16 protein-coding genes, 1 tRNA gene and 1 pseudogene are annotated in these 17796 nt (G+C 62.8%); 8 read left to right on the forward strand and 10 right to left on the reverse strand.

The features are described 5' to 3' along the window. Positions 1-35: 35 nt before the first annotated feature. Together SIN08_RS09750 and SIN08_RS09755 are read right to left on the reverse strand one after the other, a co-directional pair. Positions 36-410 carry an iron chaperone gene (locus tag SIN08_RS09750; protein WP_322451385.1) on the reverse strand — a complete coding sequence of 125 codons (375 nt, stop codon included), beginning with the start codon at positions 408-410 and terminating at the stop codon, positions 36-38. Between the two features lie 151 nt (positions 411-561). Next, complete coding sequence (locus SIN08_RS09755) at positions 562-1026, reverse strand: Hsp20 family protein (RefSeq protein ID WP_322451386.1); 465 nt, start codon at positions 1024-1026, stop codon at positions 562-564. A 435-nt stretch (positions 1027-1461) separates the two neighbouring features. Here SIN08_RS09755 and SIN08_RS09760 point away from each other — a divergent pair, with 435 nt between their 5' ends. After that, a complete protein-coding gene (locus SIN08_RS09760; RefSeq protein ID WP_416208047.1) occupies positions 1462-2430 on the forward strand; it encodes an alpha/beta fold hydrolase in 969 nt (322 codons plus the stop codon). A gap of 88 nt (positions 2431-2518) precedes the next feature. Here the strand turns inward: SIN08_RS09760 and hisN are convergent, their stop codons facing one another. Beyond that, positions 2519-3298, reverse strand: a complete 780-nt coding sequence (hisN, locus tag SIN08_RS09765; RefSeq protein ID WP_322451388.1) for a histidinol-phosphatase — start codon at positions 3296-3298, stop codon at positions 2519-2521. Positions 3299-3526: 228 nt separating this feature from the next. Continuing rightward, complete coding sequence (locus SIN08_RS09770; RefSeq protein ID WP_322451389.1) at positions 3527-4417, reverse strand: N-formylglutamate amidohydrolase; 891 nt, start codon at positions 4415-4417, stop codon at positions 3527-3529. Between the two features lie 203 nt (positions 4418-4620). Here SIN08_RS09770 and cpdR point away from each other — a divergent pair, with 203 nt between their 5' ends. Both cpdR and SIN08_RS09780 read left to right on the forward strand, forming a co-directional pair. After that, positions 4621-4983 (forward strand): cell cycle two-component system response regulator CpdR, encoded by a 363-nt coding sequence (gene cpdR, locus SIN08_RS09775; protein ID WP_159588443.1) that lies wholly within the window; start codon positions 4621-4623, stop codon positions 4981-4983. A 73-nt stretch (positions 4984-5056) separates the two neighbouring features. Next, a tRNA-Val gene (locus SIN08_RS09780) sits at positions 5057-5131 on the forward strand. Positions 5132-5388: 257 nt separating this feature from the next. Here SIN08_RS09780 and SIN08_RS09785 read toward each other — a convergent pair. Continuing rightward, positions 5389-6006 carry a TetR/AcrR family transcriptional regulator gene (locus SIN08_RS09785; RefSeq protein WP_322451390.1) on the reverse strand — a complete coding sequence of 206 codons (618 nt, stop codon included), beginning with the start codon at positions 6004-6006 and terminating at the stop codon, positions 5389-5391. Between the two features lie 174 nt (positions 6007-6180). Here SIN08_RS09785 and SIN08_RS09790 point away from each other — a divergent pair, with 174 nt between their 5' ends. Together SIN08_RS09790 and SIN08_RS09795 are read left to right on the forward strand one after the other, a co-directional pair. Next, a complete protein-coding gene (locus SIN08_RS09790) occupies positions 6181-7296 on the forward strand; it encodes an efflux RND transporter periplasmic adaptor subunit (protein ID WP_322451391.1) in 1116 nt (371 codons plus the stop codon). A 14-nt stretch (positions 7297-7310) separates the two neighbouring features. After that, entirely contained in the window at positions 7311-10403 is a 3093-nt protein-coding gene (locus tag SIN08_RS09795; protein ID WP_322451392.1) for an efflux RND transporter permease subunit, read from the forward strand. 349 nt (positions 10404-10752) lie between these two features. Here SIN08_RS09795 and SIN08_RS09800 read toward each other — a convergent pair whose 3' ends face one another. Further along, positions 10753-11343 (reverse strand): exopolysaccharide biosynthesis protein, encoded by a 591-nt coding sequence (locus SIN08_RS09800; protein WP_322451393.1) that lies wholly within the window; start codon positions 11341-11343, stop codon positions 10753-10755. Between the two features lie 35 nt (positions 11344-11378). On the opposite strand from SIN08_RS09800, the gene SIN08_RS09805 reads away from it, so the two are divergent. Beyond that, a complete protein-coding gene (locus tag SIN08_RS09805; protein WP_322451394.1) occupies positions 11379-11726 on the forward strand; it encodes a hypothetical protein in 348 nt (115 codons plus the stop codon). A gap of 292 nt (positions 11727-12018) precedes the next feature. Here SIN08_RS09805 and SIN08_RS09810 read toward each other — a convergent pair whose 3' ends face one another. From SIN08_RS09810 to SIN08_RS09820, 3 genes are all read right to left on the reverse strand, one after another. Continuing rightward, a complete protein-coding gene (locus SIN08_RS09810; protein ID WP_322451395.1) occupies positions 12019-12972 on the reverse strand; it encodes a CAP domain-containing protein in 954 nt (317 codons plus the stop codon). A 64-nt stretch (positions 12973-13036) separates the two neighbouring features. Then, entirely contained in the window at positions 13037-13339 is a 303-nt protein-coding gene (locus SIN08_RS09815) for a hypothetical protein (RefSeq protein ID WP_322451396.1), read from the reverse strand. Between the two features lie 863 nt (positions 13340-14202). After that, on the reverse strand, positions 14203-15096 hold the full coding sequence (locus SIN08_RS09820; protein ID WP_322451397.1) for a LysR substrate-binding domain-containing protein: 894 nt from the start codon (positions 15094-15096) through the stop codon (positions 14203-14205). Positions 15097-15382: 286 nt separating this feature from the next. Here SIN08_RS09820 and SIN08_RS09825 point away from each other — a divergent pair, with 286 nt between their 5' ends. Further along, positions 15383-16573, forward strand: coding sequence for an epoxide hydrolase family protein (locus SIN08_RS09825; protein WP_322451398.1), 1191 nt, complete (start codon positions 15383-15385; stop codon positions 16571-16573). A gap of 66 nt (positions 16574-16639) precedes the next feature. Here the strand turns inward: SIN08_RS09825 and SIN08_RS09830 are convergent. Beyond that, positions 16640-16812 (reverse strand): annotated as a pseudogene (locus SIN08_RS09830) (integrase core domain-containing protein); the annotation flags it as partial. A gap of 382 nt (positions 16813-17194) precedes the next feature. Here SIN08_RS09830 and SIN08_RS09835 point away from each other — a divergent pair. Next, positions 17195-17796: methyltransferase domain-containing protein (locus tag SIN08_RS09835; RefSeq protein WP_322451349.1), on the forward strand; the 602-nt coding region annotated here is incomplete at its 3' end.

Here is a 17796-nt window from a genome sequence, read left to right on the forward strand (position 1 = left end):
CGCGTAAACCAATGGACCGCAAGCGTACACCCGCCTTACATCCACCGCGCATCGTTCTCGACCACGTCCCTGAGCCGATAAGAAGCAATGCGGTCGATCAGCGACACAGGAAGCGGCCTGTCCAGCGGAAAACGGATCGTGCCCGCGGAGGTCGCGTACTGCGACAGCTCCCCGGCAAACGCCTGAATGGCGGCCGGCGTGGGATAGAAGCCGATATGCCGCTTGAACGCGGCATAGGTGAACAGGATCCGCTTGGTGGAAAAAGCGGGCATGCCCCATTTCAGCGTCTCCTCCGCGTCGGGGGCTGCCTTGCGCAGGCATGCGCGCATCTCCTGGAGTTTTGCGCGCGTGGCGGGAGGCGCCGCTTCGATATACTGGTCGACCGTCCGGGGCTTTGCTTCGTCTGCCATCGCCTCCTCCAAGGCATCTTGCCTGCGCCGTAATCGCGCCATGATAGGATAGCCGGGCACGCCGATCGGCCCGCGCGATCCGGCATACGAAAGCACAAAAAATGGCGGCGCCAAAGGCACCGCCATCGGTGTTTTCGAGAATGGAGGCGCTTTACGCGGCGTTCGCCTCGATCTGCTTCGCATTTGCCTTGGTGCGCGCAATGGGAATGCGGCGCGGCTTCATCTCCTCGGGAACGTTGCGAACCAACTCGATGTGCAGCAGGCCGTCCTTCAGCTGGGCGCCCTTCACCTCGACATGGTCGGCGAGCTGGAAGCGCCGCTCGAAGGTCCGCGCGGCAATGCCGCGATACAGAACCTCGGCGTTTTCCTGGTTCTGCTCCTCGTTCTTCTCGCCCCGGATCGTCAGCACGTTGCGGTGAGCCTCGACGGAGATCTCGTCCTCGGAAAAGCCTGCGACGGCCATCGAGATCCGATAGGCGTCTTCGGCCGTGCGCTCGATATTGTAGGGCGGATAAGTCTGGCCGCCATCAAGCTGGCCAAACGAGTCGAGCATGTTGAAAAGGCGATCGAACCCGACGGTCGATCGGTAGAGCGGCGAAAAGTCGACATGACGCATGGTCTGTCCTCCTTTTGAGCAACAAGTTTGCGTTTGGCCATCTGCGAGAACCCGCGAAGGCGTTCCCAGGTCCGGCCAGCGACCCCGTTCGTGGCGGTCGCAGCTAAAATTTGGGGATTATCGAAGCGCCGTTCAAGGGTGCCGAACCCGCCCGCCGCCGGCGCGCCAGCGGGTGCGATGACGGGTTCTCAAGAAAGATGAACACAAGCTGAACGGCCCTTTCGTGTTCCGTTCAGGCGATGTCTTTTAGGGTCACGGCCAATCATCCTTACCGGGGCACATGTAACCGTCCCTTCCATGTGTCTCGGCGAAGCCGGGGGTGGCACCTCGCGCCATCCCCGGCGTTCTGGCGGAATTTCTTTGCCTTCGGCCGACGGCCCCTCTATCACCACGAGAACCATACGCAACGCGTGCCGCCAAACGCAGCCGAACGCCATGGATGCCATCCTGCATGAAATCCCGGAAAACCCGATGCCCGAGGGCACCGTGGCGGGCATGATGGCTGCCGGGGACGGGCGGCGCATCCGCTATGCGCGCTTTCCCCTGCGTGGCGCCAAGGGCACTGTGGTGGTGCTGCCGGGCCGCAATGAAAGCATCGAGAAATATTTCGAGACGGTGCGCGACCTAGCCGCGCGCGGCTTTGCCGCCGCCGCCCTCGACTGGCGCGGCCAGGGCGGCTCTGAACGTCTGCTCACAGACCCCATGCGCGGGCACATCGAAAGCTTCGATGATTATGTGGAGGATCTCGACCTTTTCTTCACCCGCATCGTCCTGCCGGACTGCCGCCCGCCCTACACGATCCTTGCCCATTCCACCGGCGCGCTGATCGCCCTCCTGGCAATCCCCGATCTGGCCAGCCGCGTGCGCCGGATGGTGCTCACCGCCCCTCTCATCGAGGTGCGCGCGCCCATTTCCCAGCGCTGGATAACGAGGTTTGCGGGCTTATGCTTCGCCTTCGGCCTTGGCCGGTGCAGCCTGCCCGGCAGCGGGCGACGCGGCAAGGAGACGCCATTCCAGGGCAACCGGCTGACGAGCGATGCCGAACGCTATGCCCGCAATCTGGCGCTTGTGCGCACCTATCCCGAACTCGCCCTCGGCGCCCCCACCATGGCCTGGCTGCGTGCCGCCTGCATCGCCACCGAACGTGTGCGGGATCCGGACTTCATGCCCGCCATCCGCCTGCCGATCCTGTTTTTGGCCGCAGGCAACGACGAGGTGGTCTCGACGCCGGCGATCGAGCGCTATGCACGGGGTTTGCGCTCGGCCCGGGTGCTGACCATCGACGGGGCGCGTCATGAGCTTCTTCAGGAAGCGGACCCGTATCGCGAACAGGCACTGGCCGCCTTCAACGCCTTCGCCGCCCCGCAGCAGAACGAGGAAACGCCGTCGGCACAAGCCGGCTGACGGCGCACGGCAACTTGCGGGCAAGTGAGCACTTGCCGTCGCAAAAGGCAAAAACCAGGTGAAAGAGCGGTGTCGCGAGCGTTCCGCTTTATTCCTGCAGAAACTCGAGGGCCCGGGCGTGGAGTTCCGGCGTGGCCGCGGCCACGATGTCCCCGCCCTTCTCGGCACGCCCGCCCTCCCACGTGGTGATGACGCCCCCCGCCTGCTCGATGATCGGGATGAGAGCGACAATATCGTAAGGATTGAGGTCGCACTCGATCACGAGATCCACATGCCCTGCCGCCACCATGGCATAGGCATAGCAATCGGTGCCGTAGCGCGGCAGGCGCACCGCCTCTTCCACGCGGTCGTAGAGCGCCCTGCGCGGGGTGTCGAAAAGCGCCGGCGTGGTGGTGCACAGCGTCGCATCGGCCAGCCGCCTGGTGCCGCGCGTGGCCAGCCGCCGCGGTCCGCCGGGGCCCTCATAGCGCGCCCCATCGCCGTCCGCATAGTACAGCTCGCCCGTGAAGGGCTGCGACATCATGCCGGCCACCGCCGCACCGTCGATGGTGAGCCCCACCAGCGTGCCCCAGAGTGGCAGGCCGGAGATGAAGGCGCGCGTGCCGTCGATGGGATCGATGACCCAGACATGGCTGCGCTCGGCGCCTTCCGCCCCGAACTCCTCGCCGATGATGCCGTGATCGGGAAAATCGGCCGCGATCAGCGATCGAATCGCCTGCTCGGCCGCACGGTCGGCCTCCGTCACCGGGTCGAAACCCGAGGCATGCTTGTTCACGACGTCGCCGCCCGCGCGGAAACGCGGCATGGTCTCCGCCGCGGCCGCGGCAGCCAGACGGCGCATGAAATCGGACGACGGAGTCGCGGACATGGATCTCCCCTTCAGCTCGGCGCGTTGGGCTCTCGGCACGGCTCGTGCCAGTGGACTTGACATTTGTGCAGCGCAGCATAAGCTATGATTCGGATGGTGATGCCATCCAATGCCCTCCTTGGGCGTTTCCTCCCTAGACTCATGGCCGTATCGTGTAAACGATGCGGTCTCTTTTTATCCGGCTGCCGATCGCCGTGCCGCACGCCCTCGCTACCGCCCGGCGCCGCCCTATTCCGCCGCCATGGGCATTGTCGGCAGATGGCGGTCGGGGCTGGCCGTCAGGGCCCGCACGAATTCCGCCAGATCGGCGGCGAGCCGGTTGAAGCCATCGGTCCGCTGCAGTGTGCGCTCGTCCATGTAAAGTCCGCGATTGACCTCGACCTGCACCGCGTGCAGATGCTCGGCCGGACGGCCGTAATGCTCGGTGATGAAGCCCCCCGCATAGGGTTTGTTGTTGGCGACCCGATAGCCCTGTGCCGTGAGGAGGGAGATGGCATGCTGGCTCAGAGCCGCCGCCGCCGAGGAGCCGAAACGGTCGCCGACGATGAAATCCGGCCGCCCCTGCCCGTCCCCCACGCGTATGTTGGCGGGCATCGAGTGGCAGTCGACGAGAATGGCGTAGCCGAAGATGGCGCGGGTGCGGCTGAGAAGCTCCGCAAGGCATGCATGATAGGGCTTGTAGATGTGCTCGATGCGCGACAGGGCCTCCGCCAGCGGCAGGCGTTCTTCATAGATGTCGTAGCCCTCGCCGACCAGCTTCGGAATGGTGCCGAGACCGCCGGCCACCCGCGGCGAGCGAATGTTGGCGAAGGAAGGCACCGGTTCGCTGAACATGCGCGGGTCGAGTTCCCACGGTTCGCGGTTGACGTCCAGATAGGCGCGCGGGAAGTTGGCGGTCAGGAACGGCGCTCCGACACCGGCCGCAGCGGCGAAGAGCTCATCGACATAGCAGTCCTCCGAACGCCTGATCGTGGCGGCATCGAGCCGGCTCATGGAGAGGAAGCGGGACGGATAGTGGCGCCCGCTATGCGGCGAATTGAAAACGAAGGGAACCTGCTGCTCGCCCGGCATATGCACCTGGAAGGCCGGAATTTCGGAAAAATCCGCCGCTGCGCCCATCGACACCTCAACTCCTTGCCAAAAACCCGGTCGCGCTATGCCCGAAAGCCTGCCACCCGGAGGGATCACTGTCCAGAACCTTTGCATGCGCGGACACGAGCCAACGCAATTCACTTGATATTTACCATGCCGGAATCATATGGCACTGGTATCCTGCAGTCTTCCTCAATGCGGGCGCACGGGGTTATGTTTCGGAAGATATGATGGCACGAATTCTTCTCGCGGAAGATGACGACGACATGCGGCGATTCCTCGTCAAGGCGCTGGAACGCGCCGGCTACGAGGTGATCGATTTCGACAACGGCGCCGGCGCCTACGAGCGGCTGCGTGAGGAACCCTTTTCCCTGCTTCTGACCGACATCGTCATGCCGGAGATGGACGGCATCGAACTGGCACGGCGCGCCACCGAGATCGATCCCGACCTCAAGGTGATGTTCATCACCGGCTTCGCGGCGGTGGCGCTCAACCCCGATTCCAACGCCCCGCGGGACGCCAAGGTGCTGTCCAAGCCCTTCCACCTGCGCGACCTCGTCAACGAGGTCGAAAAGCTGCTTCAGGCGGCCTGAAGACATCGCTCGGTGCCCGCCAACCTTCCTATTGACGCGGGCCGGGGATATGTGGTCTATGCGCGCGTCGGATGGGCGTGTAGCTCAGCGGGAGAGCACTACGTTGACATCGTAGGGGTCACAGGTTCAATCCCTGTCACGCCCACCATCCAGCCCAGGAAATTGAAGGCTTTCAGGTGGCATCTCTCCCACCATCGATCACCCTCAATCCCTTACTTGCACGCGCCGTGCACGCAAATGGCCGCTTCGTGTGCTTCTGGAGCTTGCGGATGACCGAATCCGTGGCCCGCTTGCAGTCGGCAAGGTATTCTGGATCGAACGCTTTATAGGCGTCCGCGGTGCGCGTCTCGTCGTGGCCGAGCCAGACGTCGTGCTGCTCCCTATCGATGTTCGTCCGCAAGGTTGTCAGGCGTTTCCGCAAACCCCGTGCAGGAACATGCTGACGGCCGACCGCACGTGGCGCTCGATCTCGCGCCTGCCGGGCTGCCAGCCGGGAACCAGCATCGCGCGCAGATAAAGGTCGCCCTTCAACAGTTCCACGAGCTGGCGCGCGGCGAGGTTCGCGTCCTCGATGCGCAAAACCCCGGCGTCGGTTTTCGTGCGCAGATAATCGGCGACCATACGATAGGCGCGCTCCGGCCCTTTCTCGAACATCGCCTCCCCCAATTCCGGAAAGCGGGGCGCCTCGGCAATCACAACCCGGAACAGCGCAACCGCATCCGGCGCGGTTAGAGCGGAAAGAAACGCCGTTCCCACCCTGTTCAATGCTTCTTCGGGAGACGCTTTCGCCCAGTCGAGCGCGGAGAACTGCGTGAGCAGACGCGCTTGCGTGGCCTCCACGGTGGCGCTGAACAGCCCCTTCTTGTTGCCGAAGCGCTCATAGATGGTGCGGCGGGAGCCGCCTGCCGTTTCGATCACCATGTCGAGCGACGTACCGTCATAACCGTGCTTGAGGAACAGTTCCGTTGCCGCTTTCAGGATGGCGGCTTCGCGCCGGGCGCCGCGACTCGCCTTTTCTGGCATCCCCTTTTCCAATCCGGAGTCGTTTTCGCTTGACAAAGGTACTCCATGGTACCATTCCTGACAACGGTACTAACAAATACCATGTTCAGACGGATTCGACATGCAGTCAGACACTCGCCGGCAGGACGGGGCACATCCGTGAAGATGCACGGACGGGCATCCCGGTTTCCGCGCATGCCGCGCAAGATGGCGGCCGCCGCGACGGTTTGCGCATCGATCGCCCTCGCAGGTTGCAGCGGGGAAGAAGGAACCCCCGCGGAACAGCCGCGGCCGATCGCCTGGACCGTCGTGGAAGCGGCTTCAGGACAGACGACACGCCGGCTGACCGGTGTGACGCGGGCTGCGCAGCGCGCGGAACTGAGCTTCGAGGTTTCCGGCGTCGTGGACGAGGTTCTCGTCGAGGCGGGAGAGCACTTTGCCGCTGGCGATATCCTGGCGACCATCAACGCGCAAAAGCTGGCCCTGGCGCTCGAACAGCGCAAGGGCGAACTGGCGGAAGCGCAAGCGAAGCGGGCGGAAACCAAGCGCGATCTTGAGCGCAAGCAAAGGCTCCATGAAAAACAATGGATCGCCGACGCCGCACTGGAATCGGCGCGTGCAGCGTACGAAGCGGCCAGGAGCCGGGTGGCATCCCTGACCGCTGCGGTTGAGCGGGCAAGGCAGGACCTTGCGGATGCGACGCTCCACGCGCCCTATGACGGCGTCGTCGCCGAGCGGCTGGTCGAGCCCTCGCAGCAGGTCCCCGCCGGCCAGCCGGCCTTCCGAATTGAAGGACATGCCGGCGGCATGGAAGTGGTTGTCGCGGTGCCGGAAACGCTGGTCGATCACCTCAGCCTCGGCAGCATGCATGAAATCGGCCTGCCGACGGCGACCGCCCGACACTTCAAGGGTACGATCACCGAGATTGCCGCACAATCCACCGAAGGCAATGCCTATCCGGTCACCCTGCGTGTCGGGGCGCAGAGCATGGCCTGGCGCAGCGGGATGACGGCCGAAGTGGCGCTTCAACTCTCCGCCAGCGCGGCGGATGCCGATCGGCCACTGGTCAGCATCCCGCTCACCGCCTTTCTGCCCGAGGAGGGCGCGAAGGCCGCGGCCTTCCGCTACGACGGGGAAACGGGCACGGTGACGCGCGCACCGGTCACCATCGCAGAACTGACGGCCACGCACGCCATCGTCACCGAAGGCCTCGCGCCCGGCGACATCATTGCCGCCAAGGGCGTGGCTTTTCTGCGCGACGGACAGCCCGTCACCCGACTTGGCGTGGGCGTGGCCCGCTTCAATCCCTGACCGCGCGAGGCGAAATGAGCATCTCCACCCTCGCCCGGCGCTACCGGCCTGTCGTCTTCACCCTCGTCCTGCTGCTGATGGCTCTCGGCGTGCGCAACTATTTTGCCCTGCCGGCCCAGGAAGACCCGAAGATCACCATCCGCGAGGCCGTGATTACGACGCGCTATCCCGGTCTTTCGCCGGAGCGCATGGAGCTTCTGGTCACCAAGACGCTGGAAGAGTCAATCCGCCAGATGCCGGAGATCAAGGAGATCCGCTCGACGACCCGCGCCGGCGTCTCGATCATCCACGCCGTCGTCCAGCAGCGGTACTTCGCGCTCGACCAGATCTGGGACGATTTGCGCGAGAAGGTAAAGGAGGCGAGCAGCCACCTGCCCGAAGGGACGCAGACACCCGTCATCAACGACGATTTCGGTGACGTGGCGGTCGTGACCGCGGCGTTGACGGCCGACGGCTTCACCATGGGCGAGATGCACGATATCGCCAAGCACGTGCGCGACCAGCTCTATGGCGTCGCTGGCACCAAGAAGGTCGAATTGCACGGCGTTCAGGACGAGCGCATCTTCATCGAGGCCTCCAACACCCGGTTGGCCGAGCTCGGGCTTTCGACCGAGCAGATAATCGCCGCGGTACGCGCGCAGAACATCATCAGGCCGGGCGGCGAGATCGATTCGGGCGCACGTACCTTCATCGTCGCGCCGACGGGCAATTTCGATTCGCTCGAACAGGTACGCGAGACATTGATTCCGTTGCCGGGCGGCAAGGGCACCGTGCCGCTGCGCGATGTCGCGACTGTCACGCGCGGCACGGTCGACCCGCCCCAGCGCACGGCCTATTATAACGGCGTCCCCGCCATCATCTTCGCCGTCTCCATGCTCGACGGCCACCGCGTGCTCGAATACGGGCCAAAGCTGCGCGACAGGCTGAGGCAGATCGAGGCGACGCTGCCCGTCGGTTACAAGCTCGACATCGTCACCTTCCAGGCCGAACAGGTGGGCAATGCTGTCTACGGCGTCACCAGCAATGTGCTGCAGACGCTCGGAATCGTGCTCGCCGTCGTCATCCTGTTCTTGGGGATGCGCATCGGCCTGATCGTTGGCTCCATCGTGCCGGCCGTCATGCTCGTCACGCTGGCCGTGATGGGCTTTGCCGGCATCCCGCTGGAGCGCATGAGCCTCGCCACGCTGGTGATCGCGCTTGGCCTTCTGGTCGACAACGGCATCGTCATCGCAGAGGATTTCAAGCGCCGCATGGAGGAAGGCGCCTCGCGCGAGACGGCGCTGGAGCGCACGGGGCGCGAGCTGGCGCTGCCGCTCCTTTCGTCGACGCTGACGACGGTACTCGTCTTTCTGCCCCTGATGCTCGCCGAGCACGAGGCGGGCGAATATACCCGCTCCATCTCGCTCGTCATTCTGATCTCGCTGATGACCTCATGGGTGCTGGCGATGACGGTCACGCCGGTTCTGTGCCACCGCTTCATGAAGACCCCGGACCGGACCGAGGCGCCAGCGGAAAGGAGCGGTGTCTTCGCGATGTTCGAGCGGGGCTACGCAAGCCTTCTGCGGCGCGTACTCCCCCTGCGCATCCCCTTCCTGATCCTGATGTTCGCGGCCCTTGCCGCGGGCGTCTGGGCAATGGGCAAGGTGCCGCAGCGCTTCTTTCCGGCGAGCGACCGCGCGCAGGTGCTGATCACCCTCGACCTGCCGGCCGATGTATCGCTCAACACCACCGATGCTGCCACGCTCCGGCGCCTGTTCCCCATCCTCGCGGACGAGGAGCGCTTTCCCTATCTCGATGACTTCGCCGCCTATGCGGGTTACGGCGGCCCGCGCTTCGTTCTCTCGCTGGCGCCGCTCGACCCCGCGCCCAACAAGGCTTTCATCGTCGCCAATCTCGACACCATCGACAACATGCCCCGGGCATTGGGCGACCTCCGGGAGATGTTCCGTACCGCGTTTCCGGCCATTCAGGCACGCGTAACGGACATGTTCCTCGGCCCCTCGGATCCCGGTGTCTTCCACATCCAGGTGAAGGGGCCTGACGCCGCGTTGATCTACGCCAAGGCACGGGAAGTCGAAGACGCGCTTCGCGCCATCCCCGGCACCATCGACGTCTTCCAGGACTGGGAGAACCGCAGGCCCAAGCTCGTGGTCGACATCGATCAGGCCCGCGCGCGCCGCAACGGAGTCACCTCGACCGATATCGCCGACACGCTGTCGGCCTATTTCTCCGGCCAGAACATCTCCGAATATCGGGAAGGCGACGACATTTTCCCGATCGTCGCCCGCGCGGTCGATGCCGAACGCAGCGATATCAAGCGTGTGGAGACGCTCGGCATCCAGCGCTCGTCTGGAAGCGGGACCGTGCCGCTCCTCCAGGTGGCCGATATCAGGCTCGCCAGCGACTTCGCCGTCATCCAGCGCGAGGACCTGACCCGCACCGTGACAGTCGAGGGGCGGCCGCTCGCCTTCTCGCCCGAGGATCTCGTCCCCCGGATCGATCCGGTGCTGGAGGACCTTCGCCAGACGCTGCCACCCGGCCATGTGATCGAGTATGACGGCATTATCACCGACTCCGCCGAGGGCAAGGCCGCACTCGCGGCCAATGTGCCGCTGTGCATCGGCGCCATTTTCCTGCTCCTGATCGCCCAGTTCAACTCGTTCCGCCGGCCGCTCATGATCGTGGCGACCATCCCACTCATCATCATCGGCGCCGCCATCGGCCTGCATGCCATGGGAGCCGATTTCGGCTTCATGGTCATCCTCGGCATCCTGTCGCTCGCCGGCATCATCATCAACAACGCTATCGTGCTCATCGACCGCATCGATATCGAGCGGGAGGAAGGAGGGACGGACGACGTGGAAGCCATTGTCGCCGCTTCGGCGCGACGCCTGCGCCCGATCCTGATGACGACGGTGACGACAATTCTCGGGCTTTTGCCGTTGATCCTGACCAAGGATCCGCTGTTTTACGGCATGGCAAGCGTGATCGCCTTCGGGCTCGGTGTCGGAACGATCATGACACTCGGGGTCACGCCGCTGCTTTACGCGTTGTTCTTCGGCATCCGGTCCTCACGGATTTCCGTTGCAGCGACTGTCGACCCGTGAAGATGTGATCTCTTGCCGACCGCTCGGACCGCCCCTGCACCCGGATGTCAAATCTCCAGCACCGCATAGGCACGCCCGCATCCCTCAACAGGTGCGAGATATGGTCCACTGGTCGCATTCATAGTCGTGATTGCCGAGCACGGCGATGACCGGCACTGGCAACCCAAAGTGGTCTCTCACAACTGCATTTCGGCTCCCGGAAAGCGGACATGCGATGAACACGCGTGTTTATGACGCAAAGACGCTATCTCGGAACGGGCATTCCAGCCGATCGAAGCCACTTGGCGGAGAGGTGATTCGCAATGCTGGAGTTTGCGTGCCTCCGAAAAGCAAGGGAGCCGCATGGACTTTAGAGAAGCACCCGGAAAACGGCGTAGCCGGCACCGAGCGCGACGGCGAAGGCAATGAGAGCAAGGAAACCGTCTCGGGCAATCAGGGCAAGCGCGAAGATGGCGATCGCTGTCCACGGCACCACGCCGGCAAACGGCACGACTTCCAGGGGCGGCACGGTCAGCGCGACTGCGATGCATATCAGTGCGGCGAAGCGCACGAAGATGGGCTGGAATATCCATTGCAGCCGCTCGCGCAGCACGCGGTCGATCACGCGCGCAACGGGTTTGATATAGCCGATAACCTTGCGGAAGCGCTCCCGGTTCATGCTGCGGTCGAGCACGAAGCGGGGAAGCCAGAAGTGCTCCATGCCTACAACAAGCTGGCCGGCGACAAGGATCAGTGTCAGTGCAAGTGCGGTGGGGACGCCGGGAACGCCGCCAAGCGGCGTCCAGGCGATGAGGGAGATGACAAGCATGATGGGACCAAATGATCTTCGCCCGACCGCGCTCATGATCTGCGACACGGATACGTTTTCGGTGCCGTCTCCTGCGGCTGCTGCCTTGTCGAGGACCTTCTCGAGATTGTCGGGCGCGCTTCGGTCGGTCATATTTTCCTCGCCATTTGCGTCAGCCGCCGCATGGGTTGGTCCAGGCGATCGGCAGCCCTATCAATAGTGTCGCGACCAAGGATAAGCCCGCACTGAGCACTGCGAGCGAGGGTGAGCTGGTCGGCGCCCTCGGCCTCAGCGGCGACGAAGCCTGCACCGACCACGTGATCGCCTGGAAGATGCGCGATGCGCTCGAGTCGGACCATGTGCCCGACGGCGTGGCCGACGCGCACAACGACAACATCATTCATGACATCACCGACGATCCCTTGCTCGACCGGCAGACGAGCGCGAGCGGCTATGGCCATCCGACTTGCAGTTCTACGGCTGAAAGAATCGTGGAGAACTTCGAGGAGACTCACCCAACAGACGGTGCTCCATAGTGACCCTAGATTGTGCATTGAGAGAGCCCCGCACCTGGCAGCCCAGGTACACTCGTGGTCCGGTTGAGCGAAGCCTTCGATCGCTGTATCGCAGCGCTGATTGGCGTGCGTGGTCATGGCGCTGCCGTGTAATATCGGTCCCTTAGCTGACCACTTTGATAGGGGATCAGCTAAACTGATTCCATCACACTGTGGGTCTAGACACCTGGTGTGGATTCCATCGCCGCAAGCGATTCTGCGCTGCTGCCTACGAATCTGTCGCTCTGAGATCAGCGGCTCGCCATCTGACGCTTCAGCGCGTCCGACGCTGGCCCAAAACCGATACGGCAATCTTCCGCCCTTCACCATTTGCCAGCATGGCGAAACCCATGTCGGTCACCCCCCGTTGGAGTATGGTCCCACCATCCTGCGGATCGCTGCTCCATCTCTCGATGAAATGGCGTATGTCGGCGGCCGTCGGTAGCGTTCCGCAGCCGCCACAGGCGGCCGCGAGCACTCTGAGACTGCTCCAGTCTGCTCTCTCCCCTTCCGGCAGGAGATCAAACAGGTTATCCGGCTGGTCGACCAAGCTTTCATCTGTGCCGCCTTCTGGCAGTAACTGCCTGGCCACCTCGCTCAGCGCGTCGCTCGGTTCTACGTGATCCAGCCCCTCGCGTTCCCGCGCCCTGTTGGCCGCCTGCACGGCCTCTCGCGTCTGCTCGGCGGGGTCCAGCGCAGCCGGCTCCTCATCCGGTGGGAGCCCCGGCGGTTCGCCGGGGCCGGCAAAGGTCTGCACGGCATAAATTGTGCCACTATCGCCGGCGATTCCGAAGCCGAAGTTTTCGAGCCCCTCCGCCAGAACATTCTCGCGGTGTTCGGGGCTGTTCATCCAGCCTTCCTGGAAACGCTCGACTCGGTCCAGGGTAGGTGGAGTCGGACAGCCGGTGCAGGTGGCGATGTTCTCCGCCACCAGTTTCCAGCGGCTACCGCCCTGGTCGCGATAGCGGTCCTGTACGGTCTCGCCCTCGGGAGATACGTGCGCGTAATAATTCCTTTCGAGCATGTCTTCGGCGTGATTCTGCGCCGCCTCATCGAGGAGACCGCTTCTTTCGAGCGGATCGAGGGCATGCTCTTCGCGGGCTTCATTGACCAGCGAAAGGGCGCGGTCGCGGAGCTCTTCCAACTCCACCGCTTCGGTCGGTTGCGGCGCGGCGGATAGCGTCGCGCACAGCGTGAGCATTAGCGGCAAGGCGCGGAGCGCGAGCATCGGACCTTTCCCTCACGAGCGGCGGCACGCTGAAATCTCAGTTGGCGATCGGGCACCTGCCCGCCTAACGCATGGCCTCCTCGACATCCTGGCAGCGCATCCACCATCGCTGGTCGACTGCCGCTTCCCGCAGCTGTTCGACGACGCCTTCGCCCGAGCCCGACAGATCGACCATACAGAGCCTGTCTCCATCGCTTTCCAGAACACTTATGTTCACGTTCCGACAGCCCTCCGGCATGATATCCCCATTGCTGCCCAGAACCTGCTCGAGCTGTTGTTGTTCCGGACAGGCCGGGATGGAGCCTTGGGCCACGGCGGCTGCGGATGTCATGGCGAGAGCCACGATACCGAATAGGATTGAGCGCATCCGGTTGTTCCTCCTTTGCAGAATACAGATTGTCGTGTCCGGACCGGGCACTGATTTGGTGACCCGGCCGGGGCAAGCCGCCGATGCGAGCACCACCCGTAGAGCAGTGCGAACACGCTCCGGATGGAGCGGCAGGTTGCGGATCCTGACCGCTGGCGTGCCTTCACGGCATCGGCGCTAATGCCGGCGGGCGGGTGCCCTTTACGGGCCTGCTGTGCAAGCAGCCGCCCTATGGCAGCATCCGGGCCATCGAGCTGATCGGTGGCCTATAGTCGTACAGCGGTCCGTCAACTTTCGGGGATGCCATGTCGAAAAGCTGCCGTTCCGCTGCCGACCTTAACTAGGTCATTAATAGCCAACTGCCAATTTTCCTGTAAGCCGACATTGGAGCTGCGTCGGAAAGTCGCCGGTGCGGGCAAGCCAGAACTGCGGACCCGCTTACCGCCGGCGTCCCTCATTGAGACGTTCCAGCTTTCCTTTTCGTTTCACGATATTTTTGTAGTCCCACTGGATGACGCGGCATTCTTCGAGCCATAGCCGCAACTGATCGCGATCGATGTCAGCGGGAGTTGCGAAAGCGCTTCCCGGCTGCCCTGAATTTCCCTTCCGCATCCAGGCCTTGGGTCGTGAACGACTGGCCACTCCAGATAACAAGCGAATGCAATTCTTTAGCTTTATGGCGCACGAGCATAAAAAAAACCGAACCAGCATCTTTTGGGATGCCAATAGCATCTTCGGCGGAGAACTCTGTCGTTTCTCACAGATAAGTTCAGCAACCTGTCATAATGCGTTCAGTGAGGCGTCCGTGGTCTTGAAACAAGCGTTCGTTCTGGCGTTGCTCTGAAGCTGGCCTCGTTGCTTGACTATCCTGAAAGTTGCCGTCTTATCCATTGCCGGAACGTCCTAAAAGCCGGGCGGTTCTTGCTGTCTGCCCAGCACAGGTAATAGTGGCGCGTATTCTGTGCTGGCCACCGGTCGTCGCTGAATAATTGCACCAAGCGCTCACTGGTCAAATAAGGCGCAGCATAAACATGGGGCAGCCATGCCACGCCATGCCCGTCAAGCGCCGCAACAAGCGTCAGCGCGCTAGGCAGCCGGGTAATCCGTGTATGAGCTTGATGGGCTACGCCATGATCATCGAACCAATTGGACATCTCGATGTCCCGGTCCTCATCCAGAATCCACGGTAGCTTGGTCAAATCCTGAGGTGTTTGAATGGAAACAGACTCCAGAACCGAAGGCGCCGCCACGACGACATCCCTGCCTTCAAGAAGCCGTTCGCAGTTCACCCCCGGCCAGTTACCGTCACCATGCCGGACAGCGGCATCGAAATCACCTAGTGCGAGATCATGCACTGTCGCATCGGCATTGATGCGCAGATCGATTTCCGGGTGACGCTGCACAAACTCACCAAGGCGTGGCAGCAGCCAATGTTGGGCGAAATGCGGCGTCACGGTGATATTGAGGATGTTTTCGTCGCGCCGAAATTGGTCGATGTCACCGGCAATCGCCCTGAAATTCCTGAGCAGATTTTCGGCCAAGTCTGCGGCTTCCGGCAATATGACCAGACGATTGCCGGAACGGGTGAACAATTTGCGCTGCAAGCGGTCTTCCAAGCCTCGTAGATGCTGACTTACCGCGCCATGCGTCACCTTGAGCGTATCGGCAGCAGCACCGACAGAGCCGGTTTCATGGACCGCCGCGAAAGCGCGAAGGGAATTCAGCGGCAGCCAGACGATATCGTTCCGTTTTGTCATGATAGAAAAACTAACAGCAACGCAGCTTTTCTGACAAGCCTTAAACACCATGAAATGTTAGATTATTTAGGCATATAGACGGAGGTAAAATCAAGATGTCATACAGTTTTTCTAACTATCATGCTGAGAATGTCTCCACCCGTCAGGTTCCTGTTTCCAGCATTGATCAGGAGACAGTTCACCGAATCCGCCACCAGGGACGGATCGAGCGGGCGAAAATTGTTCGTCAGTGCTTTGCAAGATTGAAGCGCATTGTCACGGCAGCTCACTTCGGCGGGGGCATCTCGTGAACCGTCCAGTCAGCGACGTGCAAGCATTTGAAGCCCACGCAACTGACGCCGACCTCGACGATCTTCGCGCGCGGCTGGCCGCGGCGCGGCTGCCGGAGGCCGAGACGGCCTATCGCGCCGCGCCCGACCCTCGCCGATGGGAACAGGGCGTTCCTCTCGCCGACCTCGTCGATGTAGTGAACTACTGGCGCACCGGGTATGATTGGCGCCCGTTCGAGGCGCGCCTTAACCGGATCGGCCAGTTTCGCACGACCATTGACGATCTGGGAATCCACTTCCTGCACCGCCGATCCGCCCGCGCAGACGCCACGCCTCTGATCCTGACGCACGGCTGGCCAGGCAGCATTGCCGAGTTCATCGATGTCATGGACGAGCTGGCAGATCCGAAAGATCCAGACGCTCCAGCGTTCCACGTCGTGGTTCCGTCGCTGCCAGGCTTTGGCTACAGCGACAAGCCGGCCTCCACCGGGTGGGGAATCGAAAAGATCGCGGCCGCATGGGTGGAACTGATGGGAAGGCTCGGCTACACCAAGTTCGCAGCCCACGGCGGCGACTGGGGCGGTGTGATCACCACGATCCTCGGCGGCAGGTTTCCAAATCACGTTCTCGGCATCCACACAACGCTCGCGCAGGCACCGCCAGGGTTGACAACGGACGGGCTGACGGCGGCCGAGCGCAAATGGACCGAGGAAACCCGCGACTTCTGGCGCCACCGCGCAGCGTACGCGAAGCAGCAGGCGACCCGACCGCAGACTATCGGCTACTCGCTCGTCGACTCACCGGTCGGGCTTCTTGCCTGGATCCTCGACAAGTTCGCCGAGTGGACAGATACCGAAGATAGCCCGTTCGAGACGATTTCCAGAGATCGCATTCTTGACGACGTCACCTTGTACTGGCTGACGCGGACCGGTGCATCGGCGGCCCGCATCTACTACGAGAGTCACGGCGGCGTTAACGCGCTCGACCCCGAACTTCGGGTCGATGTCCCGTCAGCAATCAGTATCTATCCCCGCGACATCGAGAAGTGTCCCCGCGCCTGGGCACAGGAGCGGTACCGACAAATCGTCCGATGGAGGTCGCCCGAAACCGGGGGGCATTTCCCGTCGCTGGAGGTTCCCGGGTATTTCGTCAGGGATCTACAAGGAGGCCTGGCGGCAGTACTGGCCGCTAGCGGTAGTTGGTCATGACCTTGTCGACGCTGGCGTTAAGGCGTGAGACTGATCAGCCCCACCCGGCGTGGTCCAGTTTGATTGTTAGTGCATGACCGGCCTGCGGTCCATCGGGACGATGGTTTCCGCGGCCGGTGGGCGGTAACCCAATGCGCTATGATGTGGTCTCTTGAAGTGTTTCCTCCATTGCTCAATCAGGATTTGCGCTTCACGCAGCCCGTAGAGATCTCGCCGTCGAGCAGTTCGTCGCGAAGTCGGGTGGTCCTCCCCCAATGAAGTGGTCCATACAAACAAGGATAAGGCGGATGCCCGTTCTGCGGAAGGCTGAGGTCAGCTCCGAGCGACGGCGTCGAGATCCGGCGCCAGACCGATCTCCTGCCCGGCGCGAGAAGGTCGCAGTCCCATCTGCGAAAGACTACTTCTCCGGCATGAACGCATTCGGCTGAGGGTGGCCTTCTTGATTTCGCTCCCCCATCGCTGATAGAGACAGTCATCCCTTACGTTTTGTCGCTCTGACCGCCGGCCCGGCCGAAAGGTCGCGAGCCGCGTGAGCTTGATATTTGAGGAAATGCCGGACTGCATTGACCGTGAGCACCTGTCGCGGAGGACGCAGAGAGATCGGCTTTGCGGAGGTAGCGCGTGACGACATGGCTGCACGAGCAGCGGCTTGACGCGGCGCACCGGATCGTCCGCGCGAGCGGAGCTTCCAGTGTCCTGGATCTGGGGTGCGGCGATGGCGACCTGCTCGTCCGCCTGGCAACGGAACCGCAGATAGAACGGATCGTCGGCGTCGATCTGTGCGGAGCCTCCCTAAACCGCCTTCGCGCGCGGCTGGACGCATTGACGGAGGAAGCAACGGCAAGGGTCGATCTTGTTCTCGGCTCGATGACCGAGGGCAATTCCAGGCTGACCGGCTTCGACTGCGCCATCCTGATCGAGACGATTGAGCATATCGCACCCGACCGGCTGTCGACCTTGGAACGGGCCATTTTTGCCCGGATGCGCCCGGCGACCGTGGTCGTAACGACGCCGAACGCGGAGTTCAATCCGCTGCTCGGCGTTCCACCCCATAGATTTCGCCACGCCGACCATCGTTTCGAATGGGATCGGGCGAAGTTCCGCCGCTGGGCACGCGGTGTTGCCGCAAGAGGCGGTTATGCCGTCACCTGCAACGACATTGCCGGACGGCATCCCGCCTATGGCGGCGCGAGTCAGATGGCGGTTTTCAAGATCGCCGGCTC

This window comes from Chelativorans sp. M5D2P16 (assembly GCF_034427935.1).
Lineage (GTDB): Bacteria > Pseudomonadota > Alphaproteobacteria > Rhizobiales > Rhizobiaceae > Chelativorans.

Coding starts and splice junctions, on each gene's coding strand:
- SIN08_RS09750 (WP_322451385.1), bottom strand. CDS start 410: ATGGCAGACGAAGCAAAGCCCCGGACGGTCGACCAGTATATCGAAGCG.
- SIN08_RS09755 (WP_322451386.1), bottom strand. CDS start 1,026: ATGCGTCATGTCGACTTTTCGCCGCTCTACCGATCGACCGTCGGGTTC.
- SIN08_RS09760 (WP_416208047.1), top strand. CDS start 1,462: ATGGATGCCATCCTGCATGAAATCCCGGAAAACCCGATGCCCGAGGGC.
- hisN (WP_322451388.1), bottom strand. CDS start 3,298: ATGTCCGCGACTCCGTCGTCCGATTTCATGCGCCGTCTGGCTGCCGCG.
- SIN08_RS09770 (WP_322451389.1), bottom strand. CDS start 4,417: ATGGGCGCAGCGGCGGATTTTTCCGAAATTCCGGCCTTCCAGGTGCAT.
- cpdR (WP_159588443.1), top strand. CDS start 4,621: ATGGCACGAATTCTTCTCGCGGAAGATGACGACGACATGCGGCGATTC.
- SIN08_RS09785 (WP_322451390.1), bottom strand. CDS start 6,006: ATGCCAGAAAAGGCGAGTCGCGGCGCCCGGCGCGAAGCCGCCATCCTG.
- SIN08_RS09790 (WP_322451391.1), top strand. CDS start 6,181: ATGCCGCGCAAGATGGCGGCCGCCGCGACGGTTTGCGCATCGATCGCC.
- SIN08_RS09795 (WP_322451392.1), top strand. CDS start 7,311: ATGAGCATCTCCACCCTCGCCCGGCGCTACCGGCCTGTCGTCTTCACC.
- SIN08_RS09800 (WP_322451393.1), bottom strand. CDS start 11,343: ATGACCGACCGAAGCGCGCCCGACAATCTCGAGAAGGTCCTCGACAAG.
- SIN08_RS09810 (WP_322451395.1), bottom strand. CDS start 12,972: ATGCTCGCGCTCCGCGCCTTGCCGCTAATGCTCACGCTGTGCGCGACG.
- SIN08_RS09815 (WP_322451396.1), bottom strand. CDS start 13,339: ATGCGCTCAATCCTATTCGGTATCGTGGCTCTCGCCATGACATCCGCA.
- SIN08_RS09820 (WP_322451397.1), bottom strand. CDS start 15,096: ATGACAAAACGGAACGATATCGTCTGGCTGCCGCTGAATTCCCTTCGC.